The organism is Ferrovum sp. JA12 (genome assembly GCF_001431705.1).
Classification (GTDB): Bacteria; Pseudomonadota; Gammaproteobacteria; order Burkholderiales; family Ferrovaceae; genus PN-J185.
Window position 1 is genome coordinate 602564 of the sequence record NZ_LJWX01000001.1, and the last position, 18526, is coordinate 621089.

Annotated in this window: 30 protein-coding genes; 28 read left to right on the top strand and 2 right to left on the bottom strand. The window is 44.3% G+C overall.

The window, feature by feature from the left end; genetic code table 11:
* The first annotated feature begins 1 nt into the window (after window position 1).
* The 27 genes from rplB (at window position 2) to FERRO_RS03360 (ending at window position 13022) form a co-directional block, all read left to right on the top strand.
* On the top strand, window positions 2–829 hold the full coding sequence (gene rplB, locus FERRO_RS03230) for a 50S ribosomal protein L2 (protein ID WP_056929412.1): 828 nt from the start codon (window positions 2–4) through the stop codon (window positions 827–829).
* Between the two features lie 11 nt (window positions 830–840).
* A complete protein-coding gene (gene rpsS, locus FERRO_RS03235; protein WP_056929413.1) occupies window positions 841–1125 on the top strand; it encodes a 30S ribosomal protein S19 in 285 nt (94 codons plus the stop codon).
* A 13-nt stretch (window positions 1126–1138) separates the two neighbouring features.
* A complete protein-coding gene (gene rplV, locus FERRO_RS03240) occupies window positions 1139–1474 on the top strand; it encodes a 50S ribosomal protein L22 (RefSeq protein ID WP_056929414.1) in 336 nt (111 codons plus the stop codon).
* 2 nt (window positions 1475–1476) lie between these two features.
* Window positions 1477–2202, top strand: a complete 726-nt coding sequence (rpsC, locus tag FERRO_RS03245) for a 30S ribosomal protein S3 (RefSeq protein ID WP_056929415.1) — start codon at window positions 1477–1479, stop codon at window positions 2200–2202.
* Window positions 2186–2599, top strand: a complete 414-nt coding sequence (gene rplP, locus FERRO_RS03250) for a 50S ribosomal protein L16 (protein WP_056929416.1) — start codon at window positions 2186–2188, stop codon at window positions 2597–2599. The genes rpsC and rplP overlap by 17 nt, the downstream gene beginning before the upstream one ends.
* Window positions 2600–2604: 5 nt before the next feature.
* Window positions 2605–2799, top strand: coding sequence for a 50S ribosomal protein L29 (rpmC, locus tag FERRO_RS03255; RefSeq protein WP_056929417.1), 195 nt, complete (start codon window positions 2605–2607; stop codon window positions 2797–2799).
* Between the two features lie 5 nt (window positions 2800–2804).
* Window positions 2805–3074 carry a 30S ribosomal protein S17 gene (gene rpsQ / locus FERRO_RS03260; protein WP_082601195.1) on the top strand — a complete coding sequence of 90 codons (270 nt, stop codon included), beginning with the start codon at window positions 2805–2807 and terminating at the stop codon, window positions 3072–3074.
* Window positions 3075–3250: 176 nt separating this feature from the next.
* A complete protein-coding gene (gene rplN, locus FERRO_RS03265; protein WP_056929419.1) occupies window positions 3251–3619 on the top strand; it encodes a 50S ribosomal protein L14 in 369 nt (122 codons plus the stop codon).
* 9 nt (window positions 3620–3628) lie between these two features.
* A complete protein-coding gene (gene rplX, locus FERRO_RS03270; RefSeq protein WP_056929420.1) occupies window positions 3629–3943 on the top strand; it encodes a 50S ribosomal protein L24 in 315 nt (104 codons plus the stop codon).
* A 10-nt stretch (window positions 3944–3953) separates the two neighbouring features.
* Window positions 3954–4493, top strand: a complete 540-nt coding sequence (rplE, locus tag FERRO_RS03275) for a 50S ribosomal protein L5 (RefSeq protein WP_056929421.1) — start codon at window positions 3954–3956, stop codon at window positions 4491–4493.
* Window positions 4494–4501: 8 nt separating this feature from the next.
* On the top strand, window positions 4502–4807 hold the full coding sequence (gene rpsN / locus FERRO_RS03280; RefSeq protein WP_056929422.1) for a 30S ribosomal protein S14: 306 nt from the start codon (window positions 4502–4504) through the stop codon (window positions 4805–4807).
* Window positions 4808–4824: 17 nt separating this feature from the next.
* The gene (rpsH, locus tag FERRO_RS03285) at window positions 4825–5220 is read left to right on the top strand and encodes a 30S ribosomal protein S8 (protein ID WP_056929423.1); all 396 of its coding nucleotides are present in this window, start codon (window positions 4825–4827) and stop codon (window positions 5218–5220) included.
* Window positions 5221–5230: 10 nt separating this feature from the next.
* Window positions 5231–5764 (top strand): 50S ribosomal protein L6, encoded by a 534-nt coding sequence (gene rplF / locus FERRO_RS03290; protein WP_056929424.1) that lies wholly within the window; start codon window positions 5231–5233, stop codon window positions 5762–5764.
* Window positions 5765–5776: 12 nt separating this feature from the next.
* On the top strand, window positions 5777–6130 hold the full coding sequence (gene rplR, locus FERRO_RS03295; RefSeq protein ID WP_056929425.1) for a 50S ribosomal protein L18: 354 nt from the start codon (window positions 5777–5779) through the stop codon (window positions 6128–6130).
* Between the two features lie 25 nt (window positions 6131–6155).
* A complete protein-coding gene (gene rpsE, locus FERRO_RS03300) occupies window positions 6156–6665 on the top strand; it encodes a 30S ribosomal protein S5 (RefSeq protein WP_056929426.1) in 510 nt (169 codons plus the stop codon).
* 6 nt (window positions 6666–6671) lie between these two features.
* Complete coding sequence (gene rpmD / locus FERRO_RS03305) at window positions 6672–6860, top strand: 50S ribosomal protein L30 (protein WP_056929427.1); 189 nt, start codon at window positions 6672–6674, stop codon at window positions 6858–6860.
* Between the two features lie 17 nt (window positions 6861–6877).
* Complete coding sequence (rplO, locus tag FERRO_RS03310) at window positions 6878–7327, top strand: 50S ribosomal protein L15 (RefSeq protein ID WP_056929428.1); 450 nt, start codon at window positions 6878–6880, stop codon at window positions 7325–7327.
* Window positions 7327–8628 (top strand): preprotein translocase subunit SecY, encoded by a 1302-nt coding sequence (gene secY, locus FERRO_RS03315; protein ID WP_056929429.1) that lies wholly within the window; start codon window positions 7327–7329, stop codon window positions 8626–8628. The genes rplO and secY overlap by 1 nt, the downstream gene beginning before the upstream one ends.
* 11 nt (window positions 8629–8639) lie before the next feature.
* Window positions 8640–8858, top strand: a complete 219-nt coding sequence (gene infA / locus FERRO_RS03320) for a translation initiation factor IF-1 (protein WP_056929430.1) — start codon at window positions 8640–8642, stop codon at window positions 8856–8858.
* Between the two features lie 20 nt (window positions 8859–8878).
* Entirely contained in the window at window positions 8879–8992 is a 114-nt protein-coding gene (gene rpmJ, locus FERRO_RS03325; RefSeq protein WP_056929431.1) for a 50S ribosomal protein L36, read from the top strand.
* Window positions 8993–9028: 36 nt separating this feature from the next.
* On the top strand, window positions 9029–9391 hold the full coding sequence (rpsM, locus tag FERRO_RS03330) for a 30S ribosomal protein S13 (protein WP_056929432.1): 363 nt from the start codon (window positions 9029–9031) through the stop codon (window positions 9389–9391).
* A 16-nt stretch (window positions 9392–9407) separates the two neighbouring features.
* Window positions 9408–9803, top strand: a complete 396-nt coding sequence (rpsK, locus tag FERRO_RS03335; RefSeq protein ID WP_056929433.1) for a 30S ribosomal protein S11 — start codon at window positions 9408–9410, stop codon at window positions 9801–9803.
* A 21-nt stretch (window positions 9804–9824) separates the two neighbouring features.
* Entirely contained in the window at window positions 9825–10451 is a 627-nt protein-coding gene (rpsD, locus tag FERRO_RS03340; RefSeq protein ID WP_056929434.1) for a 30S ribosomal protein S4, read from the top strand.
* A gap of 39 nt (window positions 10452–10490) precedes the next feature.
* A complete protein-coding gene (locus FERRO_RS03345) occupies window positions 10491–11477 on the top strand; it encodes a DNA-directed RNA polymerase subunit alpha (protein ID WP_056929435.1) in 987 nt (328 codons plus the stop codon).
* Window positions 11478–11504: 27 nt separating this feature from the next.
* A complete protein-coding gene (gene rplQ, locus FERRO_RS03350) occupies window positions 11505–11900 on the top strand; it encodes a 50S ribosomal protein L17 (RefSeq protein WP_056929436.1) in 396 nt (131 codons plus the stop codon).
* A 110-nt stretch (window positions 11901–12010) separates the two neighbouring features.
* Window positions 12011–12454 carry a cyanase gene (cynS, locus tag FERRO_RS03355; protein ID WP_056929437.1) on the top strand — a complete coding sequence of 148 codons (444 nt, stop codon included), beginning with the start codon at window positions 12011–12013 and terminating at the stop codon, window positions 12452–12454.
* A complete protein-coding gene (locus tag FERRO_RS03360; RefSeq protein WP_082601161.1) occupies window positions 12390–13022 on the top strand; it encodes an SRPBCC family protein in 633 nt (210 codons plus the stop codon). Before cynS ends, FERRO_RS03360 begins: the two co-directional genes overlap by 65 nt.
* 44 nt (window positions 13023–13066) lie before the next feature.
* On the opposite strand, the gene FERRO_RS03365 is transcribed toward FERRO_RS03360, so the two are convergent.
* Window positions 13067–14416, bottom strand: coding sequence for a chloride channel protein (locus FERRO_RS03365; protein ID WP_056929439.1), 1350 nt, complete (start codon window positions 14414–14416; stop codon window positions 13067–13069).
* On the bottom strand, window positions 14413–17265 hold the full coding sequence (uvrA, locus tag FERRO_RS03370; protein WP_056929440.1) for an excinuclease ABC subunit UvrA: 2853 nt from the start codon (window positions 17263–17265) through the stop codon (window positions 14413–14415). The genes FERRO_RS03365 and uvrA overlap by 4 nt, the downstream gene beginning before the upstream one ends.
* A gap of 85 nt (window positions 17266–17350) precedes the next feature.
* Between uvrA and FERRO_RS03375 the strand changes: the two genes are divergently transcribed.
* On the top strand, window positions 17351–18526 hold the full coding sequence (locus FERRO_RS03375) for an MFS transporter (protein WP_056929441.1): 1176 nt from the start codon (window positions 17351–17353) through the stop codon (window positions 18524–18526).

The following is an 18526-nucleotide window of genomic DNA, read 5'->3' on the forward strand; positions in this document are numbered from 1 at the left end:
AATGGCTATTGTTAAAATGAAACCCACTTCTCCCGGTCGTCGGAGTGTGATTAGGGTAGTTAACCCAGATTTACACAAAGGCGAACCCGTTCACAGTTTGTTAGAAAAACAGCACAAACATGCTGGTCGTAACAATAACGGACATATTACTACTCGTCATCAGGGTGGGGGGCATCGTCAACATTATCGTATAGTGGATTTTCGTCGCAATAAGGATGGTATTCCAGCAACGGTAGAACGCTTAGAGTATGATCCAAACAGAACCGCTAACTTAGCTTTGTTGTGTTATGCCGATGGAGAAAGACGTTATATTATCGCTCCAAAAGGGGTGGCACAAGGTGCGCAATTAATGAGTGGTTCTGAGGCACCTATTAAACCAGGTAATTGCTTGCCCTTGAGAAATATTCCAGTGGGTAGCACAATTCATTGCATTGAAATGCAACCAGGGAAAGGGGCTCAAATGGCCCGTTCAGCAGGAACTTCAGTGCAGTTATTGGCCCGTGAGGGGGCTTATGCTCAACTACGTTTACGTTCCGGTGAGATTCGCCGTGTACATGTAGAATGTCGCGCCACCATCGGTGAGGTGGGTAACGAAGAGCATAACCTCAGATCAATTGGTAAAGCGGGTGCACAACGTTGGCGTGGTATTCGCCCAACAGTTCGTGGTGTTGCCATGAACCCAGTTGATCACCCACACGGTGGTGGTGAAGGTAAAACGGCCGCAGGACGTCATCCTGTCAGCCCATGGGGAGTACAAACCAAAGGTTATCGTACTCGTAAGAATAAACGCACGAACAATATGATTGTTCGCCGCCGTCATTCTGCTTAAGGATTTCGACTATGGCACGTTCAGTAAAAAAAGGACCCTTCGTTGACGGGCATTTAATTAAAAAAGTGGAAACCGCGATTGCTTCTAAAGATAAGCGGCCCATTAAAACCTGGTCACGTCGATCAACCGTATTGCCTGATTTTGTAGGTTTAACCATTGCTGTTCATAACGGGAAAATACATATTCCTGTTTATGTTACAGAGAACATGGTAGGTCACAAATTAGGTGAGTTTTCAATGACGCGCACTTTTAAAGGCCATGCGGCTGACAAGAAAGCGGCGCCTGGTAAGAAGTAGGAGGCCGTAATTCATGAATGCTCAAGCGATGTTAAAAGGTGTAAGACTGTCAGCACAAAAAGGTCGTTTAGTGGCTGATCAGGTACGTGGGATGAAAGTTGATCAAGCGTTAAATTTATTAACTTTTAGTCCTAAAAAAGGTGCCAAGATTATTAAGAAAGTATTGGAGTCAGCAATAGCTAACGCCGAACATAATCTTGGATTGGATGTGGATGAATTAAAAGTATCCACCATCTATGTGGAAAAAGGACCAGTGATGAAACGTTTCACTGCCCGTGCAAAGGGTCGTGGCAATCGTATCGTTAAACCAACCTGCCACATCTTCATCACTGTGGCTGATAAGGAATAGATATGGGACAGAAAATTCATCCAACGGGATTCCGTTTAAGTGTATTAAAAAATTGGTCTTCTAAATGGTTTGCGAATTCAAAAGCATTTCCAAAGATGTTGCAAGATGACATTAAGGTGCGCGATTTTTTAAAGAAAAAATTAGCTCATGCCTCCGTCGGGAAGATATTAATTGAACGCCCTGCTAAAAATGCCAAAATCACCATTTTTAGTGCCCGTCCAGGGGTGGTAATTGGTAAAAAAGGTGAAGACATTGAGGGGTTACGTAGCAGTTTACAAAAGCTGATGGGTGTCCCTGTCCACGTCAATATTGAAGAAATTCGTAAACCAGAACTGGACGCACAAATTATTGCGGACAGTATTACCAGTCAATTAGAAAAACGTGTCATGTTTCGTCGCGCTATGAAGCGCGCAATGCAAAATGCCATGAGATTAGGTGCCCAGGGTATTAAAATCACCAGTAGTGGACGACTTAATGGTATTGAGATTGCACGTACTGAATGGTATCGCGAAGGTCGTGTACCGTTGCATACATTACGTGCTGATATTGACTATGGTTTCTCCGAAGCCAAGACAACCTACGGCATTATTGGTGTAAAAGTACTGGTGTTTAAAGGTGAGATTATGGGTCGTGGTGAACAATCTTTAGTGGCAGCAGCTCCTGCGCCACAGGTTGAGCCCGAGAAAAAACCACGTAAGTCAGGAGCGCGAAATGCTGCAGCCAGCTAGAACAAAATATCGTAAACAGCAAAAAGGTAGAAACACAGGTGTTGCTACCCGTGGTGCCAAAGTTTCTTTTGGTGATTTTGGTTTGAAAGCCACTGAACGTGGTCGTTTAACTGCACGTCAGATTGAAGCTGCTCGTAGAGCTATGACGCGTCATATTAAAAGAGGTGGTCGTATTTGGATTCGTATATTTCCAGATAAGCCTATTTCCCGCAAACCTGCTGAAGTACGTATGGGTAACGGTAAAGGTAGTCCGGAGTATTTCGTGGCTGAAATTGTACCAGGTAAAGTGCTGTATGAGATGGATGGTGTGGATGAAAAATTGGCTCGTGAGGCCTTTACGTTGGCTGCTGCGAAGTTGCCAATAGCAACCACCTTTGTAACCAGACAGTTAGGGTAAGGGTTATGAAAGCTAAAGAATTACGTAGTAAATCTGTTGAAGAACTAAACCAAGAGCTCGTTTCCTTAATGAAAGCTCGATTTGGTTTAAAGATTCAAATTGCAACCCAACAGAGTAATAAGACTAGTGATCTTTTGAAGTTAAGAAGAGATATCGCTAGAGTGAAAACTTTGATTCGTGAGAAGGCTATTCAATCATGACAGAAATGAAAAGCGAAAAAACCACTAATGCGCGTACCTTAACGGGAACCGTCGTTAGCGATAAGATGGATAAAACAGTGACGGTGCTGGTAGAAAGAACAGTCACGCACCCAGTTATAGGGAAAGTTATTCGTCGATCAAAAAAATACCACGCTCACGCAGAGGCTAACGATTATCACAACGGTGACGTAGTGGTTATTGAAGAGTGCCGCCCCATATCTAAAACAAAAACATGGAAAGTAGCTCATTTAGTTTCTCGTGCAGAAACAGTTTAAGATAAAAGGGGCTTGCGTAAAGTAAGTTCTTAGGTTAGAATTGTCGATTCTTCGGAAGCAACGTTTTTTCAGTCCCTAACGGGATCCAAAACTAGCCGTCGCGCCGTGGGGTCAAAATAACCCCGTCGGCACTAAGACAATATGTCGGCGGAACAAGTTGGAGTGAGGCATAAGCCATGATTCAAATGCAATCAATGTTAGATGTCGCCGACAACACCGGCGCTAAATCTGTTATGTGCATCAAAGTGTTGGGCGGTTCAAAACGCCGTTACGCCAATATTGGTGATGTGATCAAGGTCAGCATTAAATCTGCTGCACCTCGTGGTCGTGTTAAAAAAGGTGAGGTGTACAACGCTGTTGTGGTGAGAACTGCTAAAGGTGTTCGTCGTTCAGACGGCTCTTTAATTAAGTTTGATGGCAACGCGGCAGTTTTGCTTAATGCAAAGCTGGAGCCCATTGGTACACGTATTTTTGGGCCAGTCACCCGTGAGTTGCGTACAGAACGATTTATGAAAATCGTTTCCCTGGCGCCGGAAGTTTTATAGGAGTGTCTCATGCGTAAAATCCGCAAAGGTGACGAAGTTATAGCTATCACAGGTAAAGATAAAGGTAAGCGCGGTACGGTTCGTAGCGTTGCTGAACTAAGTTTGGTGGTAGAGGGTATTAACCGTGTTAAAAAACACCAGAAACCTAATCCTGTAAAGGGTGATCAAGGCGGCATTATTGAAAAAGAAATGCCGATTAATATTTCTAATGTGGCGTTGTACAACCCTGCCACACAGAAAGCAGATCGAGTAGGTATTCGAGTACTTGAAGATGGGCGACGTGTTCGTTTCTTTAAGTCTAATGGTGAAGTGGTGGACGCGTAAGGATTAATATATGAGCCGTCTTAATAGTTTTTACAAAGAAACAGTGGTTCCAAACTTGATGAAAGAGTTTGGTTATGATTCAGTAATGGAAGTGCCCAAGATAACCAAAATTACTTTGAATATGGGTGTTGGTGAGGCGGTGGCTGATAAAAAAGTCATTGAGCATGCTGTGGGCGATATGCAAAAAATTGCTGGTCAAAAACCTGTGGTAACCAAATCACGGAAATCTATAGCAGGCTTTAAGATTCGTCAAGGTTATCCCATAGGTTGTATGGTCACCTTAAGACGCGAGAGAATGTATGAGTTTTTAGATCGTTTAATTTCGATTGCTATACCTCGTATTCGTGACTTTCGAGGCATTTCCGGTCGTTCTTTTGATGGTCGTGGGAACTATAGTATGGGGGTAAAAGAGCAAACTATATTTCCAGAAATCGAGTATGACAAAATTGATGCAGTACGTGGTATGAATATCACAATTACCACTAGTGCTAAAACAGATGCAGAAGCGAAAGCGCTTTTGCTTGCCTTTAAATTTCCTTTGAAAGTCTGAGGTTTGATGTGGCTAAACTCTCACTAATTAATAGAGAACAAAAGCGCCGTGATTTGGTTAAGAAGTTTGCTGAAAAACGTGCTCAATTGTTTAGTGTGATTAACGATAGCAAGGCAACTGACGATGCCCGCTATCAAGCTCGAGTTGCTTTGCAAAATTTGCCTCGTAACTCAAGCCCGACGAGACTGCGCAACCGTTGTGCATTAACGGGAAGGCCGCGTGGTGTGTATAGAAAATTTGGTTTGGGGCGTAATAAGCTCCGTGAGATCGCTATGCGTGGAGAAATTCCAGGCATGATCAAAGCCAGTTGGTAGGACCAGGAGCGCATTCAATGAGCATGACAGATCCAATCGCCGATATGCTAACTCGTATCCGTAACGCCCAGCGTGCGGAAAAAACTAGTGTATCAATGCCTTCTTCTAAGGTAAAAATAGCTATTGCTAAGGTACTTAAAGAAGAGGGTTATATTGATGGTTATTCAGTCCATCAAAATGATAACAAACCAACTCTTGAGTTGGCTCTTAAATATTATGCAGGCCGTCCAGTCATTGAGTTGATTGAGAGAGTAAGCCGTCCTGGACTACGTATATATAAGAGTTGCCAAGATATTCCAAAGGTAATGAATGGGTTAGGAGTAGCTATTGTTTCTACTCCGGCTGGCGTAATCACTGATAGAGCAGCACGACACCAGAATGTGGGTGGCGAAGTGTTGTGTATCGTGGCGTAAGGAGAAGACTATGTCACGTATTGCAAATAACCCAGTTGTCATTCCCGAAAAGGTTGAGATTACTTTTGCGGCAGGTGAGGTGGTGGTAAAGGGTCCTTTGGGCGCTCTAAGTCAGCATATTGGTGACGCGGTGAGCGTTGAACAAAATGATAACGTCTTGTCGTTTAAACCGGCTAACAATAGTCAATTTGCCAATGCCATGTCAGGTACTGCTCGTGCCTTAGTGTTTAATATGGTCAATGGTGTGACTAAAGGTTGGGAAAAGAAATTAACTCTCGTAGGCGTGGGTTATCGTGCTCAGGCTCAGGGTGACAAATTAAATTTAACTCTTGGTTTCTCCCATCCAGTGGTTCATCAAATGCCGGCAGGTATTAAAGTTGAGACACCTAGCCAAACTGAGATCATTATTAAAGGGATTGATCGTCAGGTAGTCGGTCAAGTGGCTGCAGAAGTCCGCGCATATCGCAAACCTGAACCTTATAAAGGTAAAGGGATTCGTTATGTGGATGAGAAAATCATTTTGAAAGAAACTAAGAAGAAATAAGGCGACTAGATCATGATGCATGACAACGGAAGAGTTCGGCGCGCACGTAAAACCCGTGCAAAAATCACTCAGTTGTGCGCGGTACGTTTAACTGTACATCGTACCAATCAGCATGTGTATGCGCAGATTATTGATGCAACAGGGGCTAAAGTATTAGCAAGTGCTTCTACTCTGGAACCTGAAGTAAGAAAAGAGATTGCCAACGGTGGCAATATCATGGCAGCAAGTGCTGTGGGTAAGCGCATTGCTGAAAAAGCGCTCAAGGCTGGAGTTGAAAGTGTGGCCTTTGATCGTTCAGGTTTCCGTTATCACGGTCGCATTAAAGCCTTGGCTGATGCTGCCCGTGAAGGCGGATTGAAGTTTTAATTAGCGAAACCCAGCGGGATAGCAAATGGCGAAAATTGAAAATACAGATGAGCGTGGCGACGGTCTGCGCGAAAAAATGGTGGCAGTTAACCGTGTAACCAAAGTGGTGAAAGGTGGTCGTATTTTAGGCTTTGCAGCATTGACTGTGGTGGGTGACGGCGATGGTGGAATTGGAATGGGTAAAGGTAAATCCCGTGAGGTTCCTGTGGCTGTTCAAAAAGCCATGGAGCAGGCTCGCCGTAAAATGGTTAAGGTGAATCTGAAAAATGGAACCTTATATCATCAAGTAATCGGTGAGCATGGCGCAGCTAAAGTATTTATGCAACCTGCTTCAGAGGGTACCGGTATTATTGCGGGTGGACCGATGAGGGCAGTGTTTGAGGTGATGGGAGTAACCGATGTGTTAGCAAAATGTATTGGTTCTACAAACCCTTACAATGTGATTCGTGCAACTTTAAACGGTCTGCTCGCTACTCGTCGCCCCTCGGAAATTGCTGCTAAGCGTGGTAAGACTGTAGAAGAAATTACGGAGTAATTAGCTATGTCAGTAACGCAACACAAAACATTACGGGTGACTTTGTTCAAAAGTACCATCGGTGCTATTCAATCTCATAAAGCCTGCGTGAAAGGTTTGGGATTAAAGCGTATGCATCATGTGGTAGAAGTCATCGATACTCCTGAGAACCGAGGCATGATTAACAAAGTTAGTCATTTGGTTCGTGTGGTGTAATCATTAAGGATAGAAATATGGAACTTAACACAATTAAACCTGCTGATGGCGCAAAAAAAGATCGTCGACGTGTTGGCCGTGGTATTGGTAGTGGTCTTGGTAAAACTGCTGGTCGCGGTCATAAAGGTCAGAAAAGCCGATCTGGTGGTTTTCACAAGGTTGGTTTTGAGGGGGGGCAAATGCCTCTGCAGCGCCGTTTACCAAAACGCGGCTTCCAACCAGTTAACCGTCATGAAACGGAGCAAGTTCGTCTAGTTGATTTGATGAAAGTCAATGCAGAAGTGATTGATTTATTATCCTTAAAGCAGGCTGGCTTAGTCTCAACTTCGGCGGGCGCTGCAAAAGTCTTTTTGAAAGGCGATATTACCAAAGCTCTTAAGTTAGAAGGTCTTTTAGTGACAAAAGGTGCTAAAGACGCTATTGAAAAAGCGGGTGGTAGCGTTACCGTGGATGCAGAGGCAAACTAATGGTTACCTCTTCCACCATGAATCAAGATAAATTTGGTGATTTAAAACGTCGACTATGGTTTGTTTTGGGCGCATTGGTGGTCTATCGTATTGGGGCGCATATTCCTGTGCCTGGTATTAATCCGGTAGAATTGGCTCGATTATTTAATAGTCAGCAAGGTGGCATATTAGGTATGTTCAATATGTTCTCAGGGGGAGCTTTATCACGTTTTACTGTGTTCGCCCTTGGGATTATGCCTTACATTTCTGCATCAATTATTATGCAGTTATTAGGTACGGTGGTGCCAAGCTTTGAGGCTTTAAAAAAAGAAGGTGAGGCAGGACGCAGAAAAATTACTCAATACACCCGTTATGGCACTGTGGTGTTAGCTTTTTTTCAGGCGGTGGGCATTGCGGTGGCTTTAGAAGCGCAGCCTGGTCTAGTGATTGACCCAGGTTTAGCCTTTCGTTTAACCACTGCGATTACTCTAGTCACTGGCACCATGTTTTTAATGTGGCTGGGTGAACAAATTACTGAGCGTGGTATAGGCAACGGCATTTCAATGATTATTTTTGCTGGTATTGTGGCGGGCTTACCACGCGCGATAGGCAGTACCTTAGAGCTAGTGAGAACGGGTGCTTTTTCATGGTTTACGGCCCTTGTTCTGTTTGCAGCGGTGGCCATGGTGACTGCTTTAGTAGTCTTTGTGGAACGAGGTCAGCGAAAGATTATTGTTAATTATGCAAAGCGCCAAGTGGGTAATAAAATCTATGGTGGTCAAAGTTCCCATTTACCCCTCAAGTTAAACATGGCTGGAGTTATCCCTCCAATTTTTGCTAGTAGTATTATTTTATTTCCAGCGACCTTGGCTGGTTGGTTCGGTAGCCATGAAAAGTTTCACTGGTTAAAGGATATTAGTTCGGTGTTAAGCCCTGGACAGCCCGTATATGTGTTGTTATACACCGCAGCCATAGTTTTCTTTTGTTTCTTTTATACTGCATTAGTATTTAATAGTAAGGAAACAGCAGATAATTTAAAGAAAAGTGGTGCTTTTGTGCCTGGTATTCGTCCCGGTGAACAAACAGCGCGTTACATAGACAAAATTATGACGCGATTAACCTTAACGGGGGCTATTTATATTTCTTTAGTCTGTTTGCTACCTGAGTTTTTAATTGTAAAGTTTAACGTTCCCTTTTATTTTGGGGGTACTTCATTATTGATTATTGTGGTGGTAACTATGGACTTTATGTCTCAGGTTCAATCCTATGCCATGGCCCAGCAATATGAAAGTATGTTAAAAAAAGCTAACTTTAAAGGATAAGACCAGAGTCGATGGCTAAAGAAGATACGATCGAGATGCAGGGTGAAATTTTAGAGACGCTGCCTAACGCAACTTTTCGCGTCAAACTCGAAAACGATCATGTGGTGTTAGGGCACATTTCTGGAAAGATGCGTATGCACTATATACGTATTTTGCCAGGTGACAAGGTGACAGTTGAACTTACCCCTTATGATTTAACAAGGTGTCGGATCACTTTCCGGGCCAAGTAATGAGAATGTAGGAGAAAAACATGAAAGTACAAGCATCAGTAAAAAAAGTATGTCGTAAATGCAAGTTAGTGCGACGCAAAGGGGTATTGCGAGTGATTTGTGAAGATCCTCGCCACAAACAGCGCCAGGGTTAATCTGGTGATTTAACGTAACAAGATCGAGGTCGTTTTATGGCACGTATTGCTGGGGTTAATATCCCGAATCATCAACATGCAGAAATTGCTTTGACAGCAATTTATGGTATTGGACGTTCCACTGCACGCAATATTTGTGGGGCAGTAGGAGTTAATGCTAGCACTAAAATTAAAGATATTTCTGACGCCGATATGGAAAAATTGCGCGTGGAAGTCACCAAGTATGCCGTCGAGGGTGACTTACGCCGTGAGGTGTCATTAAATATTAAACGGTTAATGGATCTTGGTAGCTACCGTGGTAGCCGTCATCGTCGTGGTCTTCCTTGCCGTGGTCAGCGCACAAGAACTAATGCGCGGACACGTAAGGGTCCACGTAAAGCAGTACGTTCAACGAAGTAATTGAAAGGATATTTGAATGGTTAAGGCAAATACAGCAAACCGTGTTCGCAAAAAGGTTAAAAAGAATATAGCAGAAGGCATCGCTCATATTCATGCGTCCTTTAATAACACCATTGTGACCATTACAGACCGACAAGGTAATGCTCTATCATGGGCTACCTCAGGCAGTAATGGATTTAAAGGATCTCGTAAAAGTACTCCCTTTGCAGCGCAAATTGCTGCTGAGCATGCCGGTAAAGCTGCTCAAGAGTGTGGTGTGAAAAATCTTGAAGTCAGAATCAAAGGACCTGGACCTGGACGAGAGTCAGCGGTTCGTGCTTTGAATGCTGCTGGTTTTAAAATCACCAGTATTTCAGATGTGACGCCGGTACCTCATAACGGTTGCCGTCCCCCTAAAAAGCGTCGTATTTAACCCAGGATCAGGAGAACGATTGTGGCAAGAAACCTGGATGCAAAATGTCGTCAGTGTCGCCGTGAAGGTGAAAAACTTTTCTTAAAAGGTGAGAAGTGTTTCACTGATAAATGTGCAATTGAAAGACGTGCTTATGCACCTGGCCAACATGGTCAGAAACAAAGCCGTTTATCTGACTATGGTGGTCAGTTAAGGGCAAAACAAAAAATCCGTCGTATTTACGGCGTGTTGGAGAGACAGTTTCGCAGTGTTTATCATGATGCAGAACGCTCACGTGGTATTACCGGTGAGGTGTTATTGCAAAATCTCGAGTCACGTCTTGATAATGTGGCTTACCGAATGGGGTTTGGTGCATCACGTGCCGAAGCTCGCCAGGTGGTTCGTCACAATGGAGTTCTCGTCAATGGCCGCCGTGTGAATATTCCCTCCTTTATTTTGCGTCCTGGAGATTCAGTGGAAATTGCTGAAAAATCAAGGGCTCAGTTACGGATTAAAGGTGCTGTTGAGGCTGCTGAAAACCGCGGTTTTCCAGAATGGTTAGAGGTTGACGCCAAAGCCATGAAGGGAGTGTTTAAAGCACGTCCTCAGCGCAGTGAGTTGTCTTCTACTATGAATGAATCACTCGTAGTCGAACTATATTCTAAATAATTGGGATGATTTCCTGTTAGAAGTTGACAAGGACAAATGATGCAAAACCAAAACGCCTCTTTCTTAAAACCTCGCAGTATTGAGGTTCAAAACATTTCACCAACCTATGCTAAGGTTGTTATGGAGCCCTTTGAGCGTGGTTATGGGCATACGTTAGGTAACGCGCTACGTCGTATTCTTTTATCTTCCATGTCTGGTTTTGCCCCAACAGAAGTGAAGATTGCTGGGGTATTACATGAGTACTCTACTGTGGAAGGTGTTCAAGAGGATGTTGTAGATATCCTGTTGAACCTCAAGGGCATTGTATTGAAGTTACATAATCACACAGAATCTATTTTGAAACTGGTTAAAGTAGGTCCTGGGGTGGTAAGAGCGGGTGATATTGAAGCTCAACATGACGTTGAAATCATTAATCCTGATCATATCATTGCCCATTTAACTGCGGGTGGGAAGATTGATATGCAGATTAAAGTTGAACAAGGTCGTGGTTATCAGCCTTCTACTATGCGTGGTGTGGATCAAGAGTCGCGTACCGTGGGGGGGATTCAACTTGACGCCTCCTTTAGTCCAATTCATCGAGTGAGCTACTCCGTAGAAAGCGCCCGTGTTGAGCAACGTACGGATCTCGATAAATTGGTGATGGATATTGAAACTAACGGTGCTATTGATCCTGAGGAAGCAGTGCGTTTTGCTGCTCGCATTCTGATGGAACAGTTGAATGTTTTCGCTGATTTGCAAGGCACCCCCATGACCACCGAGACAGCTAAAGTCCCGCAAGTGGATCCAATTTTATTGCAGCCTGTGGATGATTTGGAGTTAACTGTGCGTTCTGCCAATTGCTTAAAAGCTGAAAATATTTATTATATTGGTGATTTGATTCAACGTACAGAAACTGAATTACTTAAAACACCTAACCTAGGACGTAAGTCCCTTAATGAAATTAAAGAAGTTTTGGCGTCTAAAAGTTTGACGTTAGGAATGAAACTTGAGAACTGGCCACCAGCTAATTTGGCCGAACGTCGCTAAGACAGATTTGTTGAAAGGAATACAATTATGCGTCACCGCTTAAGCAACCGTAAATTAAATCGCACTTCAAGCCATCGTCTGGCCATGTTGCGTAATATGACCAACTCCTTACTACGCCATGAAGTCATTAAGACTACTTTGCCTAAGGCTAAGGAGCTGCGTCGCGTCGCAGAACCTTTAATTACTTTAGGAAAAGAGGCAACCTTAAATAATCGCCGTACGGCGTTTAATCGTTTACGTGATCGCGATATGGTCACTAAATTATTTAATGAGTTAGGCCCACGCTATAAAACCCGTAATGGTGGTTATCTTCGTATTTTAAAATTTGGCTTCCGTCAGGGTGATAATGCTCCCATGGCTTTAGTTGAGTTACTTGATCGCCCCTTAGAAGGTGAAGTTCAGGCAGAGGCTCAAGAAGTTTAAGGTTTATTTGTCTTATATACTCCATTCAAAACCTCAATTATTTAATTGGGGTTTTTTTTGGTCTGTTTTTTCTTATGTTTTCCGTTGTTCATTGTTAAGAGGAGCTGTCCATGGATCGTCATGAAGTCACGCAATTAATTTTACAAAACAAGGTTAATAAAAATTTAACTTGGAAAGGCTTAGCAAACCAATTAGGATTATCAAAAGAATGGGTGACGGCAGGCTGTCTTGGACAAATGACCTTTACTCCCAGTCAAGCGCAGATTGTGGTAGATTATTTTGAATTACCCACGGCGGCATTGGTCTGGTTAACCCAAGTGCCCTATAAAGGATCACTGCCCGAGGCGGTACCTACAGACCCCTTAATTTATCGCTTCTATGAGTTAGTGCAAGTATATGGCACTACCTTTAAGGAGCTTATTCATGAGGAGTTTGGCGATGGCATTATGTCTGCAATAGACTTTAAAATGGACCTTGAGCGTGAAAAGAATGAAGCAGGGGATCGAGTACACATTACGCTATCAGGCAAGTTTTTACCCTATAAAACTTATTAAATGGTTTCTGTATCTCGGTGCTGTAGGCTTTTTTTGCCTATGGCCTGCCTTGACTGATGCCGAGGAGACGACAACCTCTGTGAGGGTTCATGTGGATCACCAAGATGCGGTCTTTAAGGTGACTGCTCAGATACATGTTCCTGTAAAAGTGAGTGTTGCATGGGGAGTGTTAACAGATTTCACCCATTTCCCACAGTTTTTACATAATGTGGAGAGCGTGACTATCCTAGATCACGAAGATAACTTGTATCGTATTCGCGAGGTGGGTGAGGCACAGTGGGGAATTATTTCTATGGATTATCAAAATATCCGAGAAATCAAGGTCATTCCTGAATTCAGTATTATCAGTAAAACCCTCTCAGGAACCGTTAAAAGTATGCAAACAACCATGCGAATCACTGCCTTGGATAATAGGCAAGAGGTTAATTTAGATTACCAGGCTATTATTGAGCCTGATTCGTGGCTTGCTGATATTTTTGGTAGTGACTTTATTGAAAGTGAAGTCACCACTCAGTTTCAATCTATGGCTCAAGAAATGATTAAGCGCAATCAACATACTACAAACTAGAGTAGTGAGAAAGACCTTGACGCCCAAATACAAAGACACAATATTCAAGGTTTACTATGATCTTCGGCAGGAAGAGTTGACGGGTTGACTTCATCATCCAACTTTGTCAGGGTGTTCATGTAAAAGTAATGTCCTAACTGTTGATATAACTCTCCTCCAAAGCGGGAGCTGACTCCCTTGGCCATGAGAGAGACCGCCATGAGACTGATCAATAAACCATGGCCATCCACCATTTCCATCACAATAATGGCTGAGGTAATAGGAGCTTGAGTTACTGCTGCAAGAAAACCTGCCATGCACAGTGTCATAATAGGAACCGCACTGTTAAACCCTCCCAGAACATGACTGAGGTTATAACCCAAGGCGGCCCCAACGGAGAGCGCTGGAGCAAAAATTCCGCCCGGCATCCCTGAGAAATAAGTGACTATAGTGGCTAAAAAACGGCAAATAGGTACGGCCCAATTGACACTTTGATGTCCTTCAATAATTGATTTAGTAATACCATAGCCGCTGCCAAAGGAGGCTCCCTTAACGACCACTCCCAAGATGGCAACAACTACACCACATACCCCGGCAAATAAAACTGGGTGAGCCTGACGCCACAGCCAGATAGGTAAATGGGCTGACTTTTGTGGCGAAAGTAATAAAAAATTAAAGAGCGCGCCCAGTAAACCACACACTCCTGCGCAAATGATCAAGGAGGGAATAATGGCAAAAGATTCTTGTTCGTGCATGCTCAGGCGACCAAAATACTGATAATCACCTAACAGGGCAATGGATACCAGCCCGGAGAGAATAATAGTACTAATTAATACCCCGCTGGTACGGGTTTCTAAACGGCGACCTAATTCTTCCACAGCAAAAATAACTCCTGCTAAAGGCGTATTAAAGGCTGCTGCAATGCCAGCGGCACCGCCAGCTAAAATTAAATCAGCTTTTCTGATGGCTCTAGCGTGAGGTAAAAAACGATGAGCAAGGGCCATTATCGAGGAAGCCACTTGTACTGATGGGCCTTCGCGGCCAGCAGAAAAGCCACCAATTAGTGCGAAACAACCTAAAAAAACTTTACCAATTAGTATCCTTAAGGAGACTAAGCTGTTGACGGGTTTGTTTTTTCGAGCAAGCTCAGTGGCTGCGATTACTTGAGGAATGCCACTACCTTGACTGCCTGGAAAATAGCGTTGCGTTAAAAAGACTGTCAGCATGCCAACGCCGGGGGCTAAAATGAAAGGAGACCACCAATGGTGAGTATACAGGTTGAAAAATATATCTAAGGCTTTGTTGGCTAGTTGGGAAAAACCCACTACACACAGTCCCGCAAGGATGGCGGAACCCCATAACACAACGCGTATTCCCCAACGATGTCGGCGCCAAGGTGAACGTAAATTAATCACTGAATAACCTTATTTTTTAAATAGGGGGCCAAGAAACGTCCCGTATAACTAGTTTCATTTTTAACAATATCCTGTGGCGCTCCAGCCACTAAAATATGGCCACCTAGTGCTCCACCCTCAGGCCCTAAATCAACGATCCAGTCTGCGGTTTTGATGACATCAAGATTGTGTTCAATGACTACTACCGTATTGCCATGGTCACGCAGCCTATGAAGAACCTTGAGAAGCAGGTCAATATCATGAAAGTGAAGGCCGGTGGTGGGTTCGTCAAGAATAAATAACGTACGCCCAGTATCGCGTTTAGAGAGTTCTAAAGATAATTTAACTCGCTGCGCTTCTCCCCCTGAGAGGGTGGTGGCCGATTGCCCAAGGGTGATATAGCCCAAGCCCACATCCATCAAGGTCTGACATTTACGGGCAATAATGGGGACCGCATTGAAAAATTCCAGGGCTTTTTCGACGGTTAAGGCCAATACCTCATCAATACTTTTCCCTTTATAATGAATCTCCAGGGTTTCACGGTTATAGCGTTTACCATGGCACACATCGCAGGGTACGTAAATATCAGGTAAAAAGTGCATTTCCACGCGCACCATGCCCTCCCCTTGGCAGGCCTCACAGCGCCCTCCTTTCACATTAAAAGAGAAACGACCTGGACCATAGCCGCGTTCACGGGATTGGGGAATGCCGGCAAAGAGTTCGCGGATGGGAGTAAATAATCCCGTATAAGTGGCAGGGTTAGAGCGCGGTGTTCGACCAATTGGACTTTGATCCACATTAATGATTTTATCAAAATGCTCTAAGCCTTGGATTCCCTCAAAGGGAGCTGGCTCTGTGCTGCTGTGATAGAGGTGACGGGACACGGCGTGATAGAGAGTGTCGTTAATTAAAGTGGATTTACCTGAACCCGAGACCCCTGTGATGGCAATAAATAGCCCCACAGGGAGCTCAAGATTCACTTTCTTGAGGTTGTTGCCTTGGGCGCCGCGGATGATCAACCGGCGCTCATCGGGCTGATGACGCTGCTCAGGTACTGCAATGGCTTTACTACCCTTTAAATATTCTCCCGTGAGGGAGTGAGGGCTGTTTTCAATATCCTGAGGGGTCCCCTTTGCCACCACCTCACCGCCGTGTTCCCCTGCACCTGGTCCCATGTCCACCACAAAATCTGCCGCACGAATAGCATCCTCATCGTGTTCAACCACAATAACGGAATTACCGAGGTCGCGTAGACGGTTTAAGGTTTCAAGTAGTCGATGATTATCACGCTGATGTAGACCAATGGAGGGTTCATCTAACACATACATCACCCCCGTGAGCCCTGAACCAATTTGTGACGCAAGACGAATACGCTGAGCTTCGCCTCCTGAGAGGGTATCGGCGGAGCGCTCAAGCTGTAAATACTCTAAGCCGACGTTGTTTAAAAATTGTAAGCGGGCAATAATTTCCTTCAAGATTTTATCAGCGATGGCTTGTTTTTTACCCTTAAGAGTCAGTTGCTGAAATAAACTTAAGGTTTCGCGCAAGGGTAAGGCGCTGATTTGATGAAGCGTGTATTGATTAATCCTGACCTCCCGCGCCTCAATACGTAAGCGTGAGCCTTGGCAATCGGGGCATGGTTTGTCATTTAACAGTTTAGCGAGTTCCTCGCGTACAGCCATGGAATCTGTTTCTTTATAACGTCGATCAAGAATCGGAATAATTCCTTCAAAAGGGTGCTGTTGACTGCGCAGTCGTCCTTTGTCGCCTGGGTAATGAAAGGTGATTTTTTCTTTACCGGAGCCGAAAAGTAATAGATGTTGTATAGACTCCTCTAACTCTTCAAAGGGGGTATCGAGTTTGAAGTGATAGTGTTTAGAGAGATCGGTTAACCATTGAAAATAGAATTGATTACGCTTATCCCAACCTTTAATAGCACCGCCAGCTAAACTCAATTGTGGGAAAGCCACTACTCGTTTAGCATCAAAAAAGCTAATCTCGCCCAGTCCATCGCACTTGGGACAGGCCCCCATAGGGTTGTTAAAGGAGAAGAGGCGAGGCTCTAATTCTTGTATTGAAAAACTACAAATAGGGCAAGCAAAGGTGGAGGAGAAAAGATGCTCTGTGTTCTGATCTAAATCTACCGCAATAGCTCGCCCATCACTGTGTCGCAGTGCGGTCTCGAAAGACTCAGCCAAACGCTGCTGCATATCAGGTTTAACCTTTAAGCGGTCCACCACAATGTCCACTGAGTGTTTCTTGTTCTTATCAAGGGGGGGAATATTGTCAATGTCTTGCACTACGGAGTCCACTCGTAAGCGCACAAAACCCTGAGCCCGCAACTCATTAATTAAGTCTACCTGTTGTCCCTTGCGTCCCACCACGAGTGGCGAGAGAATCATGATGCGCGTATTGTCAGGTAATGTTAATACATGATCCACCATCTGTGACACGCTTTGCGCCTCCAGTTTTTGTTGATGAGTGGGGCAGTAAGGATCCCCTACCCGGGCAAAGAGTAAGCGTAAATAATCATGAATTTCAGTGACCGTACCCACTGTCGAACGGGGATTATGACTGGTAGCTTTTTGTTCGATGGAGATGGCAGGAGAGAGCCCTTCGATTAAGTCAACATCTGGCTTTTCCATGAGTTGTAAGAATTGACGGGCATAGGCAGAGAGAGACTCCACATAGCGCCTTTGTCCCTCGGCATAGAGAGTATCGAAGGCAAGAGAGGATTTACCGGATCCTGATAAACCGGTAATCACCACTAACTGATGGCGGGGAATATCAATATCAATATTTTTTAGGTTATGGGTTCTGGCCCCCCGTATTCGGATCACGGGACTTTCAACAATTTGTTTCTTTTTCATGGTATAAAATGAAAGGCTTAACCTGTTAATATAAGATAAATATTTTACTTTTTTATCCTGTGGAAAAATGAGAACTAAAGTTACTATGACACCTATTGAGCGCCGAGCCACTTTAAGTCTTGCTAGTGTGTTCGCCTTGCGTATGTTGGGAATGTTTATCATTCTACCTGTATTTGCCTTGTATGCGGCACATCTTCCGGGTGGGGGGAATAAAACATTAATTGGTTTGGCTATGGGGGCCTATGGATTAACCCAGGCTCTATTACAAATTCCCTTTGGTTGGCTATCTGACCGCATTGGACGAAAGCCAGTCATTATGGGCGGGTTATTGATTTTTGCTGTGGGCAGTTTTGTGGCGGCCGGCGCTCACAGTATTGAAGGGATTATTATTGGGCGCATGATTCAAGGGGCCGGGGCAATTTCTTCGGCGATTATCGCCATGACCGCAGATTTAACTCGAATTGAGCAGCGTACAAAAGCCATGGCTATGATAGGAGTCACCATTGGCCTCACTTTTAGCGGTTCAATGATTTTAGCGCCGGTATTAGAGCCACAAATTGGGGTTCCGGGAATTTTTGCCATGACGGGAGTGTTGGCTTTATTTGCCATTGTCATGGTGCGTTGGGTGACCCCGAATCCACAACATCGCATCCCGGCTCGTGGCACTTGGGAGAGCATCAAAACAGTCTTAACTCACAGTGAGTTATTGCGCTTGGATTGGGGGATTTTTGTGTTACACGGCTCATTGATGGCCATGTTTGTAGTTCTTCCCCAAGCTCTTGTGCAAACCGGCTTTCAGGCTGTAGAGCACTGGAAGCTCTATTTGCCCGTAATGATTGGCTCTTTTGTTTTGATGATTCCAGGAGTGGCGCTGTCCCATGGTAAGCACCGTAAAACAGTCTTTTTGACAGCGATTGCGGTATTATTGATGGCTGAGGTGATATTGTGGGTGGGTATGCATAGCTTTTATGGCCTGGTGACAGCATTGTTTGTGTTTTTTACGGGTTTTAATATGTTAGAGGCAAGCTTACCTTCATTTATTACCACCATTGCTCCACCCGATATCAAGGGGGCAGCATCGGGGGTATACAGTTCAATTCAGTTTATGGGGACATTTGTTGGGGCCTCGGTGGCAGGTCTGCTGGCCAAAGAGTTTGGCCCCTCAAGCGTCCCTTTGTTTTGCGTTATATTAATGTTGACTTGGTTAATTGTGGCGTTGCCCATGAAAATTAAAGCCAGTCATGAATCAAGGGAGAAGTAG